Annotated in this window: 15 protein-coding genes; 5 read left to right on the top strand and 10 right to left on the bottom strand. The window is 53.1% G+C overall.

Going from position 1 to position 17636, the window contains the following annotated elements; translation table 11 throughout:
• Positions 1-162: 162 nt before the first annotated feature.
• From PDR5_RS10250 to PDR5_RS10240, 4 genes are all read right to left on the bottom strand, one after another.
• Positions 163-1503 carry an MFS transporter gene (locus tag PDR5_RS10250; protein WP_064595034.1) on the bottom strand — a complete coding sequence of 447 codons (1341 nt, stop codon included), beginning with the start codon at positions 1501-1503 and terminating at the stop codon, positions 163-165.
• A gap of 49 nt (positions 1504-1552) precedes the next feature.
• Positions 1553-2827 carry an OprD family porin gene (locus PDR5_RS10245; RefSeq protein WP_064595032.1) on the bottom strand — a complete coding sequence of 425 codons (1275 nt, stop codon included), beginning with the start codon at positions 2825-2827 and terminating at the stop codon, positions 1553-1555.
• A gap of 74 nt (positions 2828-2901) precedes the next feature.
• A complete protein-coding gene (locus PDR5_RS30440) occupies positions 2902-3402 on the bottom strand; it encodes a flavin reductase family protein (RefSeq protein ID WP_082934383.1) in 501 nt (166 codons plus the stop codon).
• Positions 3403-3477: 75 nt separating this feature from the next.
• Positions 3478-4950 carry a 4-hydroxyphenylacetate 3-hydroxylase family protein gene (locus PDR5_RS10240; protein ID WP_064595030.1) on the bottom strand — a complete coding sequence of 491 codons (1473 nt, stop codon included), beginning with the start codon at positions 4948-4950 and terminating at the stop codon, positions 3478-3480.
• Between the two features lie 449 nt (positions 4951-5399).
• Here PDR5_RS10240 and PDR5_RS10235 point away from each other — a divergent pair, with 449 nt between their 5' ends.
• Positions 5400-6077 (top strand): GntR family transcriptional regulator, encoded by a 678-nt coding sequence (locus PDR5_RS10235; RefSeq protein ID WP_064595028.1) that lies wholly within the window; start codon positions 5400-5402, stop codon positions 6075-6077.
• Positions 6078-6097: 20 nt separating this feature from the next.
• Here PDR5_RS10235 and PDR5_RS10230 read toward each other — a convergent pair whose 3' ends face one another.
• From PDR5_RS10230 to PDR5_RS10210, 6 genes are all read right to left on the bottom strand, one after another.
• Positions 6098-7003 carry a SphA family protein gene (locus tag PDR5_RS10230; RefSeq protein WP_082934382.1) on the bottom strand — a complete coding sequence of 302 codons (906 nt, stop codon included), beginning with the start codon at positions 7001-7003 and terminating at the stop codon, positions 6098-6100.
• Between the two features lie 59 nt (positions 7004-7062).
• Positions 7063-7599, bottom strand: coding sequence for a cupin domain-containing protein (locus PDR5_RS30070; RefSeq protein WP_082934381.1), 537 nt, complete (start codon positions 7597-7599; stop codon positions 7063-7065).
• 50 nt (positions 7600-7649) lie between these two features.
• On the bottom strand, positions 7650-8762 hold the full coding sequence (locus PDR5_RS10225; protein ID WP_172829476.1) for an alcohol dehydrogenase catalytic domain-containing protein: 1113 nt from the start codon (positions 8760-8762) through the stop codon (positions 7650-7652).
• A gap of 428 nt (positions 8763-9190) precedes the next feature.
• The gene (locus tag PDR5_RS10220) at positions 9191-10558 is read right to left on the bottom strand and encodes a glutamine synthetase family protein (RefSeq protein ID WP_064595027.1); all 1368 of its coding nucleotides are present in this window, start codon (positions 10556-10558) and stop codon (positions 9191-9193) included.
• Positions 10559-10627: 69 nt separating this feature from the next.
• A complete protein-coding gene (locus tag PDR5_RS10215) occupies positions 10628-12022 on the bottom strand; it encodes an aspartate aminotransferase family protein (RefSeq protein ID WP_064595025.1) in 1395 nt (464 codons plus the stop codon).
• Between the two features lie 243 nt (positions 12023-12265).
• A complete protein-coding gene (locus tag PDR5_RS10210) occupies positions 12266-13054 on the bottom strand; it encodes an SDR family NAD(P)-dependent oxidoreductase (protein ID WP_064595023.1) in 789 nt (262 codons plus the stop codon).
• 97 nt (positions 13055-13151) lie between these two features.
• On the opposite strand from PDR5_RS10210, the gene PDR5_RS10205 reads away from it, so the two are divergent.
• The 4 genes from PDR5_RS10205 to PDR5_RS10190 all read left to right on the top strand — a co-directional run bounded on the left by PDR5_RS10205 (position 13152) and on the right by PDR5_RS10190 (position 17549).
• Positions 13152-14057: a LysR family transcriptional regulator gene (locus tag PDR5_RS10205; protein ID WP_064595021.1), complete on the top strand. Its 906-nt coding sequence runs from the start codon at positions 13152-13154 to the stop codon at positions 14055-14057.
• A gap of 452 nt (positions 14058-14509) precedes the next feature.
• The gene (locus PDR5_RS10200; RefSeq protein WP_064595019.1) at positions 14510-15829 is read left to right on the top strand and encodes an MFS transporter; all 1320 of its coding nucleotides are present in this window, start codon (positions 14510-14512) and stop codon (positions 15827-15829) included.
• Positions 15830-15854: 25 nt separating this feature from the next.
• On the top strand, positions 15855-16607 hold the full coding sequence (locus PDR5_RS10195; protein WP_064595017.1) for a maleate cis-trans isomerase family protein: 753 nt from the start codon (positions 15855-15857) through the stop codon (positions 16605-16607).
• A 57-nt stretch (positions 16608-16664) separates the two neighbouring features.
• Positions 16665-17549 (top strand): LysR family transcriptional regulator, encoded by an 885-nt coding sequence (locus tag PDR5_RS10190; protein WP_064595015.1) that lies wholly within the window; start codon positions 16665-16667, stop codon positions 17547-17549.
• Positions 17550-17636 lie beyond the last annotated feature (87 nt).

The following is a 17636-nucleotide window of genomic DNA, read 5'->3' as shown; positions in this document are numbered from 1 at the left end:
TAAGGCATTTGTGCGGTCCGCGTAGACGAACCTTTTTATTGGAATGCTAGCATGCAAGCTAAGCTTATACGGTTAGCGAGTCAATGCTTGGTACGTGCTAATAAATGAATATGTAGTCAATAAATCTATCGAACTTATAGATATAAATTCCGAGGGTACTCGTCAAACCGCAGAAGGTGAGTCGATAGATTTCTTGACCCTTACTACTGCGGGGGACAGTGCAAATAGCGTGAGCACTGCGCCGGTCAGACCCAACATCGCGATGCCGATAATTCCGAGGTTCAAGCTCCCCGTTGCCGTCTTGATGTAGCCCAGGACCGGAGGACTAACGAAGCCTGCGACGTTACCCAGCGTGCTGATAAATGCGATCCCCAATGGGGCCGATTTACGATCCAGATATCCAGGCGGTAGTGACCAAATCAAAGGTCCGCTTGCCCCCGTACCGAAGCTCGCCACGGCGAAGAAGAACAGCATCCAAGGAAGCGTTTGAGCGATGGTTCCTGCCACCAAACCAAAGCTGATCAAACCAAAGCACAACACGAGGTGCCACCGTCGCTCACTCAACACGTCTGAACTCCAGCTTAGTGCGATAGCCCCCACGAATCCGAAAAGCAGGGGAATCGCAGACAGGAAACCGACATCCACAAGGGAATTCACACCGGAGTCCTTAACGATCGTGGGAAGCCAAAAAAACAACAGGTAGTTGCTGCACGCTGCGGTAAAAAACAGGTAAGCCACTAAATAGTTGACCGGGTTACAAAGAATGTTCCTCATAACCCCCATGGAGTGCTGCTCCTCAGGAATCTCGTCCTTTGCCAGGTCTTCCTTCACCAGTCGTTTTTCGTCATCCGTCAACCAGGTCGCGTCGTCGGGGCGATCACGCAGTACGAAAAAACATAGGATACCCAGCAAGCAAGCTGGCGCACCTTCGACGACGAACACCCATTTCCATCCTGATAGCCCTCCCACCCCATCCATATAAGTGATGATCCAACCGCTCAATGGAGACGCAACAGAGCCAGCTACCGCGTTGGCAACAAAAATAACTGCCGTGACACGAGCCCTCATAGAAGAAGGAAACCAGAACGTCAGATAGAGAATGATGCCGGGTAGAAAGCCCGCCTCAAAGGCTCCCAGCAGCAGACGCAGGGTGATGAGGTGAGAAACGCTGGTAACGAATGCAGTGGCGACCGTCGCTAGCCCCCACAAGAACATGATGCGCAAAAAAGTTCGTCTGGCGCCCCATCGCGCTAAAAGTGCATTACTTGGCATTTCACACAATGCATAGGTAATGAAGAAAGCACCGGCTGCAATCCCGAACCACGTAGCATTGATGCCAAGCTCCTCACTCATCTGCAGCTTGGTGAAGCCTAGATTGATTCGATCAATGAAGGCCACGCCGTAGCAGATGAACAAGAAAGGTATTATGCGCCACCAAATTTTGCGGTAAGCGGTTTTGCGCTTGATCGCTATGTCAAGCTGCAGCTCAGTTGACTCGGTCATAACCTTCTCCACTTATTATTTTTAAATTGGGCTGGTACAGGTCACCCTGCTACCAAAGGCTCTTCGTGTAATCGATATTGATTCGCGTCTCATTGTCATCGCGCACGCTGGCGGCGCTAGAGAAGTCATTTCGGTATAGAGAGTGCCTTGCACGCACACTTACGCCTTTTAGGCTGCCTTGAAACGCGTAGCTGAGTTCAAGGTATCGCTCACTTTCAGTAAGACCTTGACCACCGAGAGTGGGCAGATCGATATTGGAGCCCTTGATGTATCGAGTGGTTGCTTTGAGACCCGGCATGCCGAATGAGGCGAAGTCATAGCTGTAAAGCGCCTGCCAAGAGCGTTCTTTGGGGTTGAGGAACTCAGAGCTAAGAAACCCCTCACTTACAACCAGCGGCTCAGTACCCGCCAGATAGGGCATCGCGGTATCACCATTAAGTTGCATGTATCCAGCACCGAAGCTTTGCGCACCGTAGGTATACGTGAACATGATCCCGGTATTCGTATTATCGACCTTACCTGCGCGCCCCTGGCCGCTTTCATCAGTCTGGTAAAACCGAAAATCCGTTTTCAGCTTGCCCCCACCGACTTGCCAAAAATGCTCAAACCCTAGGTAGTTTTTCTGGTAGATATCCTCCAGCTCGGCATAGAAATACTTCAAGTTCAGCGCAGGGGTGATTTGGTAGTCCCCCCCCATGAAAATGAACTTGTCTGACTCGGCGGTGGGTATGAAGCGGCGGTTCGGCGAAGCCACTGACATTTTCTGGTAGTCAGTTGAGTCCCGATAGTTGATGCGATCCAGATACCCTGCATGCAGACTAAATTTATCAATGTCGGTGGAGCGGATGTAGGCCCCTCGGAAAGTCTGGGGAAGAAGTCTCGTTGGGCTAGCGAAAGCAATGGGGAGAAACGTTGAGATTGAGCCTACCTGCAGCTCGGTCTTCGACACCTTTGCTTTAGCGGTAAGGCCCAACTCTGAATACTCATCAGGCGCTCTGCGTGTGCGTGCATCTCGAGGTAAAAGCCCAGTACCAGAACGATCAGGCGACGAGTCCAGCTTGATGCCCATCATTCCAACTGCATCAAGCCCGAAGCCAACGACGCCAGGTGTGAATCCGGAGGTAAATTTTAATATCCCTCCCTGCGCCCATTCCCGAGCGGCGCTCTGCGGGGTTGTTCCTTTGTAATCACGATCAAAATAGTAGTTGCGCAGCGTAACTGTGGCCTTGCTATCTTCAAAAAATCCCTGAGCGCTGGCAATGCCGCAAATAGAAAATGCGATGGGCAATGATGCCCACCCAATAACATTTTTATAATCGTTCATCTGACGCCCTATCTTGTTTTTATATTAGTCATCGTTTCAGAATTTTGGCACCCATACTGATTTCAACTATTAGGCTACGCCTCCAATGGAATGTGTTTACCCCTCCAATGCAGTAAAGGGGTTTTGTCGAAGACGCGACTTCTGATAACCCGACCAATGAAGATTGTGTGATCTCCGCCGACAACCGTTTTTTCTACTTCACATTCTAGCCACGCCAGACAGTTATCTATGAGCGGCAAACCGTGTAGGCCAGATGTGGATGAAACTGTCGCAAAACGATCTATTGGCTTGCAGAAATCTCTCGAAACATCCTCTTGATCAGAGGCTAGAATATTTATCGCAAAATACTTCGAACGCTGAAACTTCGAAAATGAAAAAGACTCGGTCGTAACACTCCATTGGATCAACGGAGGATTAAGAGAAAGGGAGCAAAAAGAACTAGCGGTCATTCCGTATGGCCGCCCATGCTCATCAAGAACCGAAACAACAGTTATTCCCGTGACAAATTGGCCCACAGCCCCTCTGAATTCAGTTGTACTAACTCCAGGCGCCACGCCAATATTGAGCTGCGTCATATCCGACCTCGAATAATAAAGTCTTGGATTTTAATTAAGTAGATGCGGACGCTTCTGCGCCCGCTTACAGTGTTATTACAGATCCGAGGCTGGCTCTGGATTGCCTGCTAATTGCAACGCTTGGTTCACCAGCCTAATAGGATTCGGATCCTTGGAACTCAGGTAGTTCATGGCAAGGTTTCGTACAGGATCGCCAGCATAATAACGCTCGTACTGCACAAGCCTCTGACCGAACGCCTCCCCTGCGAGATCCCAGGCCAATTTAAAGAGCTTCACGCGCTCCAGGGACGGCATGCCATCGGCGCCTTGGTAGTAAGCATGCAGATCATCTGCAATTTCCGGCGCTTGGAAGTCCGCAGCGCTCGGCATCAACATGAAACCACCCGCACCGATCGTTTGCAGTACTTCAATCACCCTCGGGTAGGCCGTAGGCAACATGGTTCGAATGGCCTGTAGCGGTGCGAGATTCGGCTGTAGCGTTCCACGAGACGTCCGCTGGGCCTCAACCTCTGCACGCACTAACGCACTCTTGACCTGCTCGATATAACCAAGGCATTCGCCCAACATCTGTTGTACGTGAAGGAATTGATCGGCTTTGATGGAGCGCGCTACGGCCATGGCAAGCCCGACGGAAAACTGCATCTTCACCAATGCACGGGTATTGGTTTGATGTGCCGTGTGATTACGCACGCCAGTACTGGCGTAGAGGCGGTTTGAGAGCTCAACATTTCGGTAGCAGAAAACACGCTCCCAAGGCACAAACACATTGTTGAATACCAGCAGAGAATCGTTTTCTTCAAAGCGCGTTGAAAGCGGGTGATCGAAGCTCGTGCGCCCCTCAACATAGTAAGGGTCGCGACAGATTTGTCGAAGGCCTTCAATGTGGGTCGGTACGGCAAATACCAAGGCATGATCCTCGTCACCCGCTTTGAACGATGGCAAGTTGTACATGACCATTTCGTCTGAAACCGGCCCCAGCGTCGCGATCATCCGGGCTCCGCTTACGTAGATACCTTCAGCACTTTCGCGTACAACCCTAAGGTGCATGTTGCCCATTTGCGAAGACTGTTTAGAACGGTCATTTTGAGGCGTAATTAGTGCATGGCTTAAGAACAGATCATTGTCACGAATATATTCGTAGTAACGCTCGATGTTTTCACCGTACTGCTGCCCACCCTCAGCGAAAGTATCGCGTGCCTCCCAGAACGCCAAGAGAGTAACGTTCATAAAATCAGGAGAGCGGCCCATTAGCCCAAAATTCGTTTCAGCCCACACTCTGTATGCTTCACGACGCTTAGTCAGATCCTCGACGTTTTGCGCAGGATGGAAGGCCATGCCTGCACGTTGTCCGGTGGAGGGGACGACATAAGTCACTTTTTCTTGAAGCTCGGGATCATGCTGAATGTCGTAAAGCTGGGCTAATTGCTTGACTGCACCGCTGAATGCAGGGTGGGTCGTAACATCACTTACTTGAACCCCGTTCACCCACACATCGCGACGATTCTCTCTAAGACCAGCTATAAAATCTTTACCTGAGCGAATACCCATTGGACTTTCCTTATTTTTATTAAGTCGAACGAAACTCTGCCAAAAAAGGCCGGCTTTTGTGCACACACATTATTTAGAGACACTGGCGCGCAATTAACTTGGCGTTCGGGACTGCCTTGAGGGATCTTGGATTTTGATAAGCCCCCTTACGTAAGCTTCATGCTCAAAGGTGGGCGGCGATTGAGCCGTAGCTAGGGCAGCTATATGGGGCAGTCGCAAGGCATTTCTCATACCTGAATACTCCGCGTGGCAGTTCATCTGCTTTTATATTTCTTAATTAGCATGCTAGCATGCAAGATATCACTGTCAACTGATTTACGTTCAGTTAGGCGACCGTTGCTCGCCACGAAAGCCGCTCTGGATCTGCGTCCCTTGTAGATCAAGACTTTGCGCACTAAAGTGGGCGAATGAGCATTCCCCCTCGATTGCACCTCACCTACCGAAGACCTATGCACACGCCAAACAAAAAAGTCGCGATCTATCAAGAAATTTTGCAGCGCTTGCTAACCCGCCGTTATCGCTTTGGTGAAAAAATTTTCGTGAAGGAAATTGGCGAATCGACGGGAGTCAGTCGTCAGCCCATAATGACGGCGCTGAACAGCCTGCAAGAGCGGGGATTTGTTCAAATCATTGCGCAGGTTGGCTGCCAAGTGGTGCAACCAAGCCCAGATGAGGTTGCTGATTTCTATCGAATGTTCGCCAACACCGAAGGCCTGATCGCAAGCCTTGCAGCAGAGCGCGGAACACCTATGGAGGTCGCAAGGCTTCAAGAGCTGAATGAGCAAATCGCACGGATCAACCCAGCCCACAGTGATGCCTCGGAGAGCTATAGAAACCTGAACGTTGACTTCCACCGGCTTCTCCATGCGATGGCACGGTCACCTATCGTGTCGACACGGCAGATGGCCAATTTCGAGCTTTCAGACTTTTTCATTGTTCAAAGTTGTGGCTTTCAGGCGCACCTGCCTGACGTAACCGGCGAACATGATGAGATAATTGCAGCATTGAGTACGCGCAACCACAAACACTGTAAAGCAGCGGCAATGGCGCACATTGAGAGCGTATCAAGGCATGTTATCGAGGCTATGCAACGCCTGCACAGCGAGGAGATGGCTGCCACGGTTTGAGCCGTAGCAGCCACGCGTGCTTATAGTGGAAACGCAGCTTCCAGCCAGACTGAGTCCCCCTGAGGACCATTTTTCACATTTGTTTCATGCAGCCATTTGAGCACCACGCCGGTGTTCTGGTTGAATGAGTAAAACAGCTGAGGGCCCACACCCACCTTTCTCAGCCGATTGCCCCCAGGTAAGTTGTCGCCGCCGACATTGTCATCCGACATCTGCTTGGTGTAGTACCCAGCCAGACCAAACTGAAGTTTTGGCATAGAGGGAAAGCGATACCCCAATAAATAGTCGACATTGAACACGTTACCGGAGCGGTAGTCGGTATCCTTGTTTCGCTCATTGAATGAGTAAGTGGGCGCCAGAGAAACCTCCCAGTCCGGATGTGGGAACCAGGTCAGCGCAAACTCTGAAATATAAGTTGTATAATTCGGCGTAGTGTTGGCCAAATCATTCTTGTCATAGCCTCCCAAGGGTTTGAAGACACTGACGCCTGCGAGCAGATGTAGATTAGGGGCCGGAGAGTAAAGCACGTTTAAAGGACTGATGTAGGTCTGCCGCATTCCCGTCTTAGAGTCAGACGCTCCTCCGGCCTTTATATTTACGTGCCCCCCAGTCCCAATAATTCCGCTTGTGAATCGAACACCTGATTCAGTTTGATAATCCCAAGTATGAACGAGACGTATCGCCTGAATATAATTCTCCAAATTAAACCCTGGAACGCTGGAGCGCCCGGAGTTATCTTTATAATCTCCAGCATGATAATAAACAGTATAACTATAGAGCTCGGTTTCGCCTGGGCCTGGCATCAAAGCTGGTACAACTGTTTGCACACCTAACGGCCAGGTTGTATCACCCCGCTCCGTTGCCATGGCCAAATTCGCTGCGCAAATAGCAGCCACAGATACGCACAGACATGCATACGCTTTCATTAGCAATCTCACTTTTTTGTTATTGGATGTGGATTGTTCGGGCTCCGAGACAGGAGCGTTTATTGCTTATTGGTACCTACCAACACAAACGCTAACGTCGCAGGGACATCACCTTGGTTTCTCCAAGCGTGAATGTTCCCTTGTTGAATGATGACGTTATGCTTTTCTAGTTTCACTGTTACGCCATCGTCAAGTTCCAGCCAAATGGTACCTTCAAGCACGATGCCATAATCAACTGATGGGGTTGAGTGCATACCTGGTCGATCGGGATCAAAATAATCCACCATCCCCGTCAGATGCTCTTGTTGCTCAGCAAAAGCTGCCTGATGACTGAAATCCGGATGAGCAAAAATCGAGTCAGGAGGAAAGGTGACAATTTCAAGCCTCGTTTCCCCAGGCCCGGGAACAAACGAACTGCTCAGCGAGATTGTTTCATCTTTACCAGTAGAGAGCTGCTCTGATGCTGTCGTCCCCCAAACCAAGGAGGTAGAAAATCCAGGTACATGTTCGTAGTTATGAGAGCGTGGTACCGGCCCATCGTTCAGAACAACCGAACGGCCACCGACCGTTCCCACCACTAAACGCCTGATTGTCATAGATCACCTCAGAAATAAGACTGGCGCAGCTCAATGCTGCGCCAGTTCGATTAACGGCCTGGCGTTACAACAACGTTCGTGAAGCCACCTTTACGGTTTTCCAAGGCGTCCAGAGCGTCATTGACTTCAGATAGCGGAAAAATCTCCTGATCAAATTTTGTCAAATCGAGCGTGCCGGCAGCTGCCATCTCCGCCATGTCCTGACCTTCTGCAACCGTGAACCATAGCGAACCGATGATGCTGATCTGGTAGCACATCAGTTGGAACATTGGCACTGGCAAGTCCTCAGACATGCCCCCAATGTCGACCATACGCCCTCCCCTACGGAGCGATTTGATCCCGTCGATGGTGATTTGATGGGGAGCTCCGGGACCGACTGCATCGATGAAGACGTCTGCGCCCAGGCCTTGGGTATGCTCGCGAACCCATTCATCAACAGACTGCTCACCGAGAGACAGTACGTGCACACGAGACGGATCCAGCTGACGGACTCTTTCAAGCAGTTCGCGGTTACGGGCCATGCCGAGCACTTTAGTTGCTCCCATGGCCAACGCGAGCATCACTGCTCCAACCCCCAACGTTCCTGAGGCGCCATTGATCAAGACTGTCTGCCCAGAACCTACATTAGCCTTGCGCAATGCAGAGTAAGCAGTGCCGAGATAACCGAAACGACAGCCTTGTTCAAAACTGATGGATTCCGGGAGCTTAACAAGCCCGCTGACAGGCGCAGTCATGAACTCGCAGAAGCCGCCATAAGGGTAATCTTCGAACACTCGTTGCGAGCCAGCACCGAAACCAAAATATCCTTGGAAGGTAAATGCGGTGCAGTTGAGGTGCTGACCTCGCAGGCACGCGTGGCAAGACCCACAGCTTCGACCTGGGTTTACGTATACACGATCGCCGGGCTTAACCGAGTGCACTTGACTACCTACTGCCTTGACTACCCCGGAGGCATCTAATCCATAGATGGCTGGTAATTTAGGCAGGGGTAGGTAGGGGAACCACTCAGGATAACGCTCGATAACGTTACGCAGGTTAGGGACAACGTTGCAGGCCTTAACGTGCACTAACACGTCCGTTGGCCCAATGGCAGGAATATCGATTTCGTCGATCACAAAGGTCGGGCCGACATTGTGAAGTCGAGCTGCTTGCATTTTGCCCATGATTTTATCCTTATTAGGTGAGCACACACATGTACTCCTGCTAGCCACAGAAGGAGCCGTTCGTTGGTACGGGACTGGTAGAAATCGTCGGAGACAAGCCCAGAGCGCTAGGGCCGTTGATCTGGGGGGCGCATTCGCGCCTTGGGGATGTTTACTGCGCAAGCCAATGGAACGTCGATATACGTTTTCATTAGAGGCATCTTCAATTTGTTGTTATGACCAAATACTGCACCTTTGAATGCTAGCATGCAAGTTCAATTTCAACCATTTCTGCAGCCGATCGTACGCGTGGTCAGACCTGAGCCACGGGCATACGACCTGCGGCCCATAAGGATGAGCCGCTATCAAGGGCGCAAAATGCGCTGTACGCATTTAGTCGTCAGCTACTCTCCAGCGGTCCATTGTAAGACATGCCCACAGGCCAAAACTCATGCGTGAGTGAGGTACCAGCGCCAGTCCTGCTCTCCGACTTCAGCATTGAATTGACGGAACTCGCGCCACTTGATCGCCAGGAACACCTTCAGGAATTCAGCACCCAGCGCCTCACGTGCCCAAGTTGAATGTTGCAATGCCTGCAACGCTGTCAGCCAGTCGGTGGGTAGAAAATCGGTCGCCTGTTCATAACCATTGCCCACAATAGCCGCGCCAGGATCGCTTTGATGCGTGATGCCGTGGTGAATGCCCGCAAGTACTGCGGCAGCGGCGAGATAGGGGTTGGCATCGGCACCGCAAATGCGGTGTTCAATGTGCCGACTGATCGCGGGGCCGCCGGGCACGCGGAATGACACCGTACGATTGTTGACGCCCCAACTTTTGGCCAGCGGCGCGTAACTGCCGGTCTGGAATCGGCGATATGAGTTGGCATGGGGGCAAAATATCGCCAGCGAGTCAAACAAGGTTGCCATCATCCCTCCGATGGAGTGACGCAAAAGCGCCGTGCCCTGCGGATCTTCGCTCGCATACAGGTTGTTGCCCTGCTCGTCGGCCAAGCTGACGTGCAGGTGCAGACCGCTGCCGGCCTGGTCGCTGAATGGCTTGGCCATGAAGCACGCTTGCAGCCCGTGTTTGTTGGCCACCCCCTTGACCAGGCGTTTGTAACGTACGCCTTCGTCAATGGCCTGGAGTGCGTCGAAACGATGTTCCAGCGTCAACTCGAGCTGGCCCGGCGCATACTCGGAGATCGCCGTACGCACCGGTAACCCCTGTAGCGCACACGCCGCGTAAAGGTCATCAATAAACGGTTGAACCTGTTCAAGTTCGTATACGCCATACACCTGCGGAGCCACCGGACGTACGCCATTGGTTTGCTGCGCTGGCTGCGGCCGACCGTTGACGTCGCGTTGCTGGTCCAGCAGGTAAAACTCCAACTCAACGGCCATGACCGGATGGAATCCATCGGCTTTAAGCCGCTCGATGGTATGCACCAGTACGTGGCGTGGGTCGGCCGGTGCAGCGGGAATACCTTGGGTCGGGTGCATGCTGACCTGCACTTGGCCTGTAGGGTTAGTGCGCCAGGGTTGCAGGGTCAGACTTCCCGGTAAGGGATAGGTCCAGCAATCAGCGTCAGCGACATCCCAAACCAGGCCTGTGTCGTCTACGTCCTCACCCTGCACGGTCAAGGCGAGAATGGAACTTGGCAGTGGCCGCCCATTGTCGTAGATCGCCAGCAGTTCGTCGCGATGCAACAGTTTGCCCCGTGGAACACCATTGGCGTCGATAAGGAACAACTCGATGCTCAGCACTTCAGGGTGGGCGACCAGATAATCTAAAGCCTCTTTTTTATCAGCAAATTGCATGTCAAACCTCTTCGAGCTCATTCAAGCGAACTGGCGGTAGTTGAGATAAGTGGGGCTTCAAACGTCCAGTCATGAAGGGATGACCCGAGCGCCAGGCAGGGCAAGCAGTGTGGTCAGCGCGCTATCCAACTCACCGATCAACCTGTCGATATCCGCCTCACTTGTTTGCGGACAGCACAGGGTCATGTTGTGAAAAGGCGTGATCAGGATGCCGCGATTGATCAAGTAAAGGTGTAGCGCCATTTGAAGGCTGTCATGAAAAGCCGCCTCGGCTTGCGCACCGGTTCTGGGCGAGGTGGCACAAAATTGAAACTCACAACGGGCGCCCAACTCGGTGACAGACCAGTTCAGTTGGTGGCGCTTGAACAACGCTCGAAACCCCTGCGCCAGTCTTGAGGCGATAGACAGCATGTGCTGGTATGCAGCCTCGGTCATGACCTCTTCAAGACTGGCGCGCATGCAACGCATCGCCAGGGCATTGGCGGACAGCGTTGTTCCCATACCGCTGTGTCCATGACTGCCCCCTTCTGCGCTCATCTGCACGTCGCGCATAGCCTGGGCAACCTGCTCGGTCATGCCAAAGACTGCGCAAGGCACGCCACCGGCGATGGGTTTGCCCACCACGAAAAAGTCGGGTTTCAAATCCCATTGACGCGTGCATCCGCCGATGCCGGTAGAAATAGTGTGGGTCTCATCAATGACCAACAGGCTGCCGTATTTTCGCGTCAGCTCGCGGCACTTTTGCATGAACCCCGGATCGGGCAAGACCATACCTATATTCGTCATCGCCGGCTCGCACATCAGCGCGCACACGTCACCCGAAACTAAGGCAGCCTCCAGTGCAGAGACATCGTTGAAGGGGATAGATCGACTGTATTGGGTCAAGTCGTAGGCTTGACCCACCAGACCCGAACGGTGCACCGTCTTGCCCTCTCGGTACCGGACCATCACGTCATCCACGGTGCCGTGATAACAACCGTCGAACACCAGCAGAACCTTGCGCTGGGTGATAGCACGCGCCCAGCGCAACACATAACGATTGGCGTCAGTAGCCGTGGCAGTTACCTGCCAATATGGCAACCCAAAGCGCTGAGCCAGCAACTCGCCGCAGACCACAGCATCTTCGCCAGGCAGCATCGTCGTTAAACCGTTATTCGCCTGCTCTGCGATAGCACGGGCAATAGGATCAGGTGAATGGCCAAACATCGTGCCGGTGTCGCCGAGGCAAAAGTCTATGTATTCATGACCGTCAACATCGGTGAAGCGTGCCCCGTTGGCACGCAGGATGAAGAGCGGCGAAGGCATAGACCAATCGCTCATCCAGTGCATGGGAACACCATTGAACAGAGCCGCCGTGGCACGCTTCGCCAGCGCCATTGACGTTGGGTTGTTTTCTATAAAACGGGCGCGCTCGATTGCGGTAAATGCAGCAATCGCTGATTCACAAACCCCACTTTTCGACATGATTAAAACCTTTTGTTAAGTATCACGTTAGTTATAAATCGTTGCCGTATATGCAAGCCCACTCCATCACTTTCCAGGTGCGGCATCAGCTCCCGAATTCTGGGTGAATATGGTTCCATGAACTTACAAGCTGGGTGTTGGCTTTAACTATTTACATTGCCAGCCAACATATAGCCTTGATATGTCGCGCAGATGATCGCAGTTGAAGACTGCTCTACGCGGATTGTTCCAACTGAAGTGTCATTAACCGGGTTGAGGGGCTTTGTTCTCGAGCAGACAGTTGCCGCCATCTACAACGATAACCTCACCGGTGATGTAACTGGATTCCGGAGACGCCAAAAATGCAACCGCCGCCGCCACTTCCTGGGGACTGCCTGCCCGCCCAATGGGGGTAAAGCGCCCCGCCTCTGCTTCAACGGGCGTGGTTGAGCCCGTGGTGATCCAACCGGGAGCCACGCTGTTGACGGTAATCCCCTGACTGGCGACTTCAAGTGCAAGTCCCATGTTCATGCCCACCATCGCGGCCTTGGCCGCGCTATAAGCGGCTTCGCCCGGATTGCTCCCCCGAGTGCCCGTAGTGGAACTGATATTGACAATGCGCCCGTAATTTCGCGCCCTCATGCCGGGCAAAACAGCCCGAGTCAGAAGAAAAGCGGTCGTAATATTTCTTGCCAGTGAAAGATTCCAGTCATGCAGTGTCATCGTTGCCAATTCCGAGAAAACCTCCGGACTCCCTTGCATGGCCATACCGGCATTGTTCACCAGAATATCAACCCGCCCCCAGAGTGACTCTGCCCATAGGCTGAATTCATGCACTTTCTTTTCATCTGTTAGGTCAGTTGGCCGGCCTTCAACTTCAAATCCTTCGGCGCGCAGCTCGTTAACTCTATCTGCGATGCGGTTGCTGCTGGCGGTGACGATTAACTTCGCCCCGGATGCCCCGAGCCTGCGAGCGATAGCCATACCAATCCCAGACTCACTCCCGGCACCACTGACAAGTGCCACATGCCCCCTTAAGTCCATACCCAACATGGCGTTCCCCACGTATTTAATTTGAAAAGAGAGTAGAAGCTAGTCCAACAAACCTGATACATAAAGACGACCATTATCAGAAAAACTGACGACCCTTATGGCGTTTACCAGTGACTCACTTAAAATTTTCCTCTCGGTCATCGACAGCGGATCCTTTTCGGCGGCCGCTCGAAAATTAGGCCGGGTACCCTCGGCGGTCAACATGGCGGTGTCACAGCTTGAAGCAGAGCTGGATTTGTTGCTTTTTGACCGATCGACCCGCAAGGCTATTCCTACGGCAGTCGCCAAAGCACTGGAGCCCCAGGCACGACAGGTCGCCAGCCAGTTGAATCTGCTGGACGCCCATGCGCTCCAGCTTCATCAGGGATTGGAGGAACGTCTGGTCCTTGCGATGGCGCCAGAGTTGCAAACAGGCATATGGAATCGTCCGCTGTCCATTATCGCCAGGGAGTTTCCTACGCTGGAAATCGAGATCCGCTCCGCGTCCCATCCAGAGGCGATGCGCATGCTTCATGAGGGGCGTGTGCAATTGGCACTGGGATTCGAACGACCAGGGCTTGACGAGCGCGAGACGTTTCTTGAAGCGGGGAGCCAGTTGTTAGTAGCGGTTACCGCTCCAAATCATCCTGCGGCCGCCGGCAAGAAAACCCCCTTAACTGAGGAGCAACTGGTCAACATTCGGCAGATCATCGTTGCGACTGGGGGGCCTGCAGACTCTGACCCACGTGTTGTGCTGTCACGGCGGATTTGGCACAGCGACAATTATCTGGCCACACTGGACCTGGTGCAGCAAGGATTGGGTTGGGCTTATCTTCCACAACCCCTGGTCCACCCTCTCATCACGTCGGGCGCATTGACGGAGGTGGTGTTTGACTACATGCCGAGTCAGATGCGGTTATGGGTCGATATCATCTGGGTAAAAAACAGGCCCCTGGGACTGGGCGCGCTTCGCTACCTGAGTCTGATACGCGAAATGGCCGAGGGCGAACCTCGTCGTGTTTGATGAGTAAAATCACTGCCCCACTTGTTCGATAGCAAATGGGTTGTCGAGTCGTTTGATTGCCTTACCGATTACGCAGATTTTTACTTCGGCGACACTGATCAAGGAAACAACCGAAGAGCTGTTTAATGCCCGCATGTGCGCCCTGCTGAACGCGCCCTATTTTTTACATGCGTCGTTGACCAGCTACCGGAAGATTTCCCGTTCGATAAGGGAATGGCATATTTAAGCTTCCGGTGGCGTCAAAATTCGGCCCGACGGTTGATTCACAAGAACAACTGTTCGCCGCCCCTCAAGCAGCCATCGCCAAGCGCGACGGCACCCTCATCAATGCCTTCTATGCGCCTCGTCTCCCCTGCCCATAACATCAGGCCTTCATGAGCATTCGCACGGCAGCCTCAACTGCCATGGGGCATGCCCCAAAAATAATAAAATCATCTCTGTGAGGTTTCTTCATGAACAACCCCGCTTCCGGGTCTCTGACCAGTGCGTCAACCGTCAAGGGTAGCCACCCTCTTACTACAAACCAACGCTATATCACTTTGGGAGGTTCTTGGGCGGCGTGGCTGTTTGATGCGCTGGACGCAACCATCTTTGGCTTCGTGCTGTTGGCTATTGCCACGACTTTCGCTGTTGGGTTGAGCGATATTGTCTCTACAGTCGCTTGGTTCCTGCTCGCCACAGCAATTGGCGGTTTTTTCCTGGGTAATCTCTCCGACAAGATCGGGCGCAAGAAAACCATGATGCTGTCGGTGTTTGTCTACGGCATCGGAACCTTTTTGTGCGGCTTTGCCGAGACCCTGTGGCAACTCGATCTTTTTCGCTTTGGCGTAGGTATCGGCGTCGGCGGATTGTGGTCCGCAGCAGCAGCACTGGTTTCCGAAATCTGGCCGCCAGCAGGCCGGGCCAAGGCCTTCGCGGTGATGCAAACCGGATGGTCAGGTGGAGGGCTTCTCGCTGCAATTTTCGCTTGGAGCTTTCTGGACAGTAGTAATCCAGAATCCTGGCGGATGCTGTTCATCTATGCGTCTATCCCCTCGTTTCTGACCCTGTTGTTCATTTGGCTGTTCGTCAAAGAATCACCCGTCTGGCTGGCCAATCGCGAGTTCATGCGCAACAACACTGGCAAAGGCCGACTCACGGAAATTTTCAGCCCAACGTACCTGAAAACGACCCTGCTGGGCCTCAGCATTTCGGTACTCGGCATGTACGGCTACTGGATCATCACAACCTTCATGCCTGCCTACCTGCAGAACATATTGAACGTGCGCATCGACCAAGCACCGGTATTCATTATCTGGATCGGCATCGGCGCCACCATCGGTTACCTGGCTTACGGCTACCTGGCGGAGAGCATTGGACGACGCCTGGCGTTCGCCACGTTCTTCACCGGCATGGCGATCATGGTCCCAGTGTTTGCCTACTCGGCGACGTTGATGCCATTGACGGACGGAAAGTTGATTTTCACCACGCAGAACGTCGTAACACTGGGCTCACTGGCGGCGTTGCTAGGCTTTTTCACCGGTTATTTCAGCGGCTTCGGCGCCTGGTATGCCGAATTGTTCCCAACCAGTATCCGCGCCACTGCCTCGGGCTTTTGCTTCAACTTCGGAAGGATAGGCGCCATCGCCGGGATCAAGCTGGTGCCGATCCTGATCCCGATGGTCGGCTTTACGGCAACCATCTCCCTTGCCTCCGTTGCTTACGTAACCGCCGCCATCATGGTGTTCACGTTGCAAGAGACCAAAGGCGTCCAGCTCACCAGCGGTAATTGACCTGTACTACATAGAGAATACAGACATGAAAAACTTTCGAATCGGGCAGATTGTTCCGAGTTCCAATACCACAATGGAAACCGAAATCCCGGCGATGCTGACCTCGCGTTACGGGCTCTTTCCAGAGGAGCGCTTCACCTTTCACTCGGCGCGTATGCGAATGATGCATGTCAGCCCCGAAGAACTTAAAAAGATGGACATCGACAGCGATCGCTGCGCACTGGAACTCAGCGACGCACGGGTCGATGTGATGGCGTACGCCTGCCTGGTGGCAATCATGTGCCAAGGGGCCGGTTATCACAGAGTATCGCAAGCGCGTCTGGGTAAGACAGTGGCGTCCAACCAATCGAATGCCCCTGTACTCAGTTCTGCCGGTGCATTGATCGACAGCCTGACTATGCTCGAGTACAAAAAAGTCTCGATCATCACCCCATACATGAAGCCACTGACCCAACAAGTCATTGACTACATTGAGGCCGCAGGCATTGAAGTGGTCGATTCCATTAGCCTGGAGGTCTCCGATAACCTGGAGGTCGGCCGCCTGGACCCCATGAACTTGGTGGCCCACGCCGAGAAGCTCAACATTGGCCAGGCCGACGGCGTGGTACTGTCTTGCTGCGTGCAGATGCCTTCGCTGCCGGCAATCCAGGCGGTACAGAACCGTCTCGACAAGCCCGTGCTATCGGCGTCGATCGCAACCGTTTACCAGATGCTCAAGACCCTCGGCCTGACGGCTCACGTACCGAACGCAGGCCACCTGTTGTCCGGAGCGTTCTGAGTCGAGTTCGAGTGAGGTAGGATAACCACCTTAGGCCAGGATGCCCCCGGTACTCACATGAAACTTGATCCCGTCTCATTGCGACTGTTCGTCAGCGTCGTTGAAGAGGGCACCATCGCTGCCGCTGCCAAACGCGAAAATATCGCGGCGGCAGCGGTGAGCAAGCGTCTCAGCGAGCTCGAGGAACTGCTCGATTCAAAGTTGCTGGTTCGGTCAAACAAAGGGATCACCCCAACCGATGCGGGCCTTTCGTTGTTGTTCATGGCCCGTAGCGCGCTGAACAATCTGAACGAAATCGTCGTACAGATGCGCGACTACTCCCACGGTCGCCGTGGCTCAGTGAGGGTGATGGCCAACATCTCGGCCGTCACCCAATTCATGCCCGCCAAGATCAAGTCATTCATGGATCTGTACCCGCTGATCAGCGTGAGTATGGAGGAACGACAAAGTTTGGCCATTACCAAGGCTGTCGCGGAAAACCGTGCCGACGTCGGTATATTCACCAGCATGCCTCACGGTGCAGACATCGATGTATTCCCGTTTCATCACGATCAACTGGTGCTTCTGGTACCCAATGATCATCCGTTGGCTGCGCACGATTCCGTTAGCTTCAAAGAAACCCTCGATCACGGTTATGTCGCGTTGAGTAGTGGCACCCACCTCAACTTTCAACTGATCAAGGCGGCTAACGACTTGGGGCGTTCACTGAAAATCCGCATGGAAGTGTCTAGCTACGATGCATTGTGCGGGATGGTTCAAGCGGGTGTAGGAATTGGGATCCTGCCCGAAGGTAGTATGAGCATCTATAAAATCGACCGGGCGAAAATGGTCAGACTGGATGAAGCGTGGACCTCCCGCCAGCTCAGTGTGTGCGTGAGGTCACGGGAATCCCTATCCGTCGCAGCAGAATTGTTTCTGGATCACTTGCTCGAAGGCCAATGACATACGTCAGCACCACAGCGAGTAATTCACACGAACAGCCCGACCGATGCCATTTAAGGTATCGACCGGTATCACAATCACCTGGAT

The sequence above is a fragment of the Pseudomonas sp. DR 5-09 genome (genome assembly GCF_001655595.1).
GTDB classification, from domain to species: Bacteria; Pseudomonadota; Gammaproteobacteria; order Pseudomonadales; family Pseudomonadaceae; genus Aquipseudomonas; species Aquipseudomonas pharyngis.
This window is presented reverse-complemented; position numbering and strand designations above follow the sequence as displayed.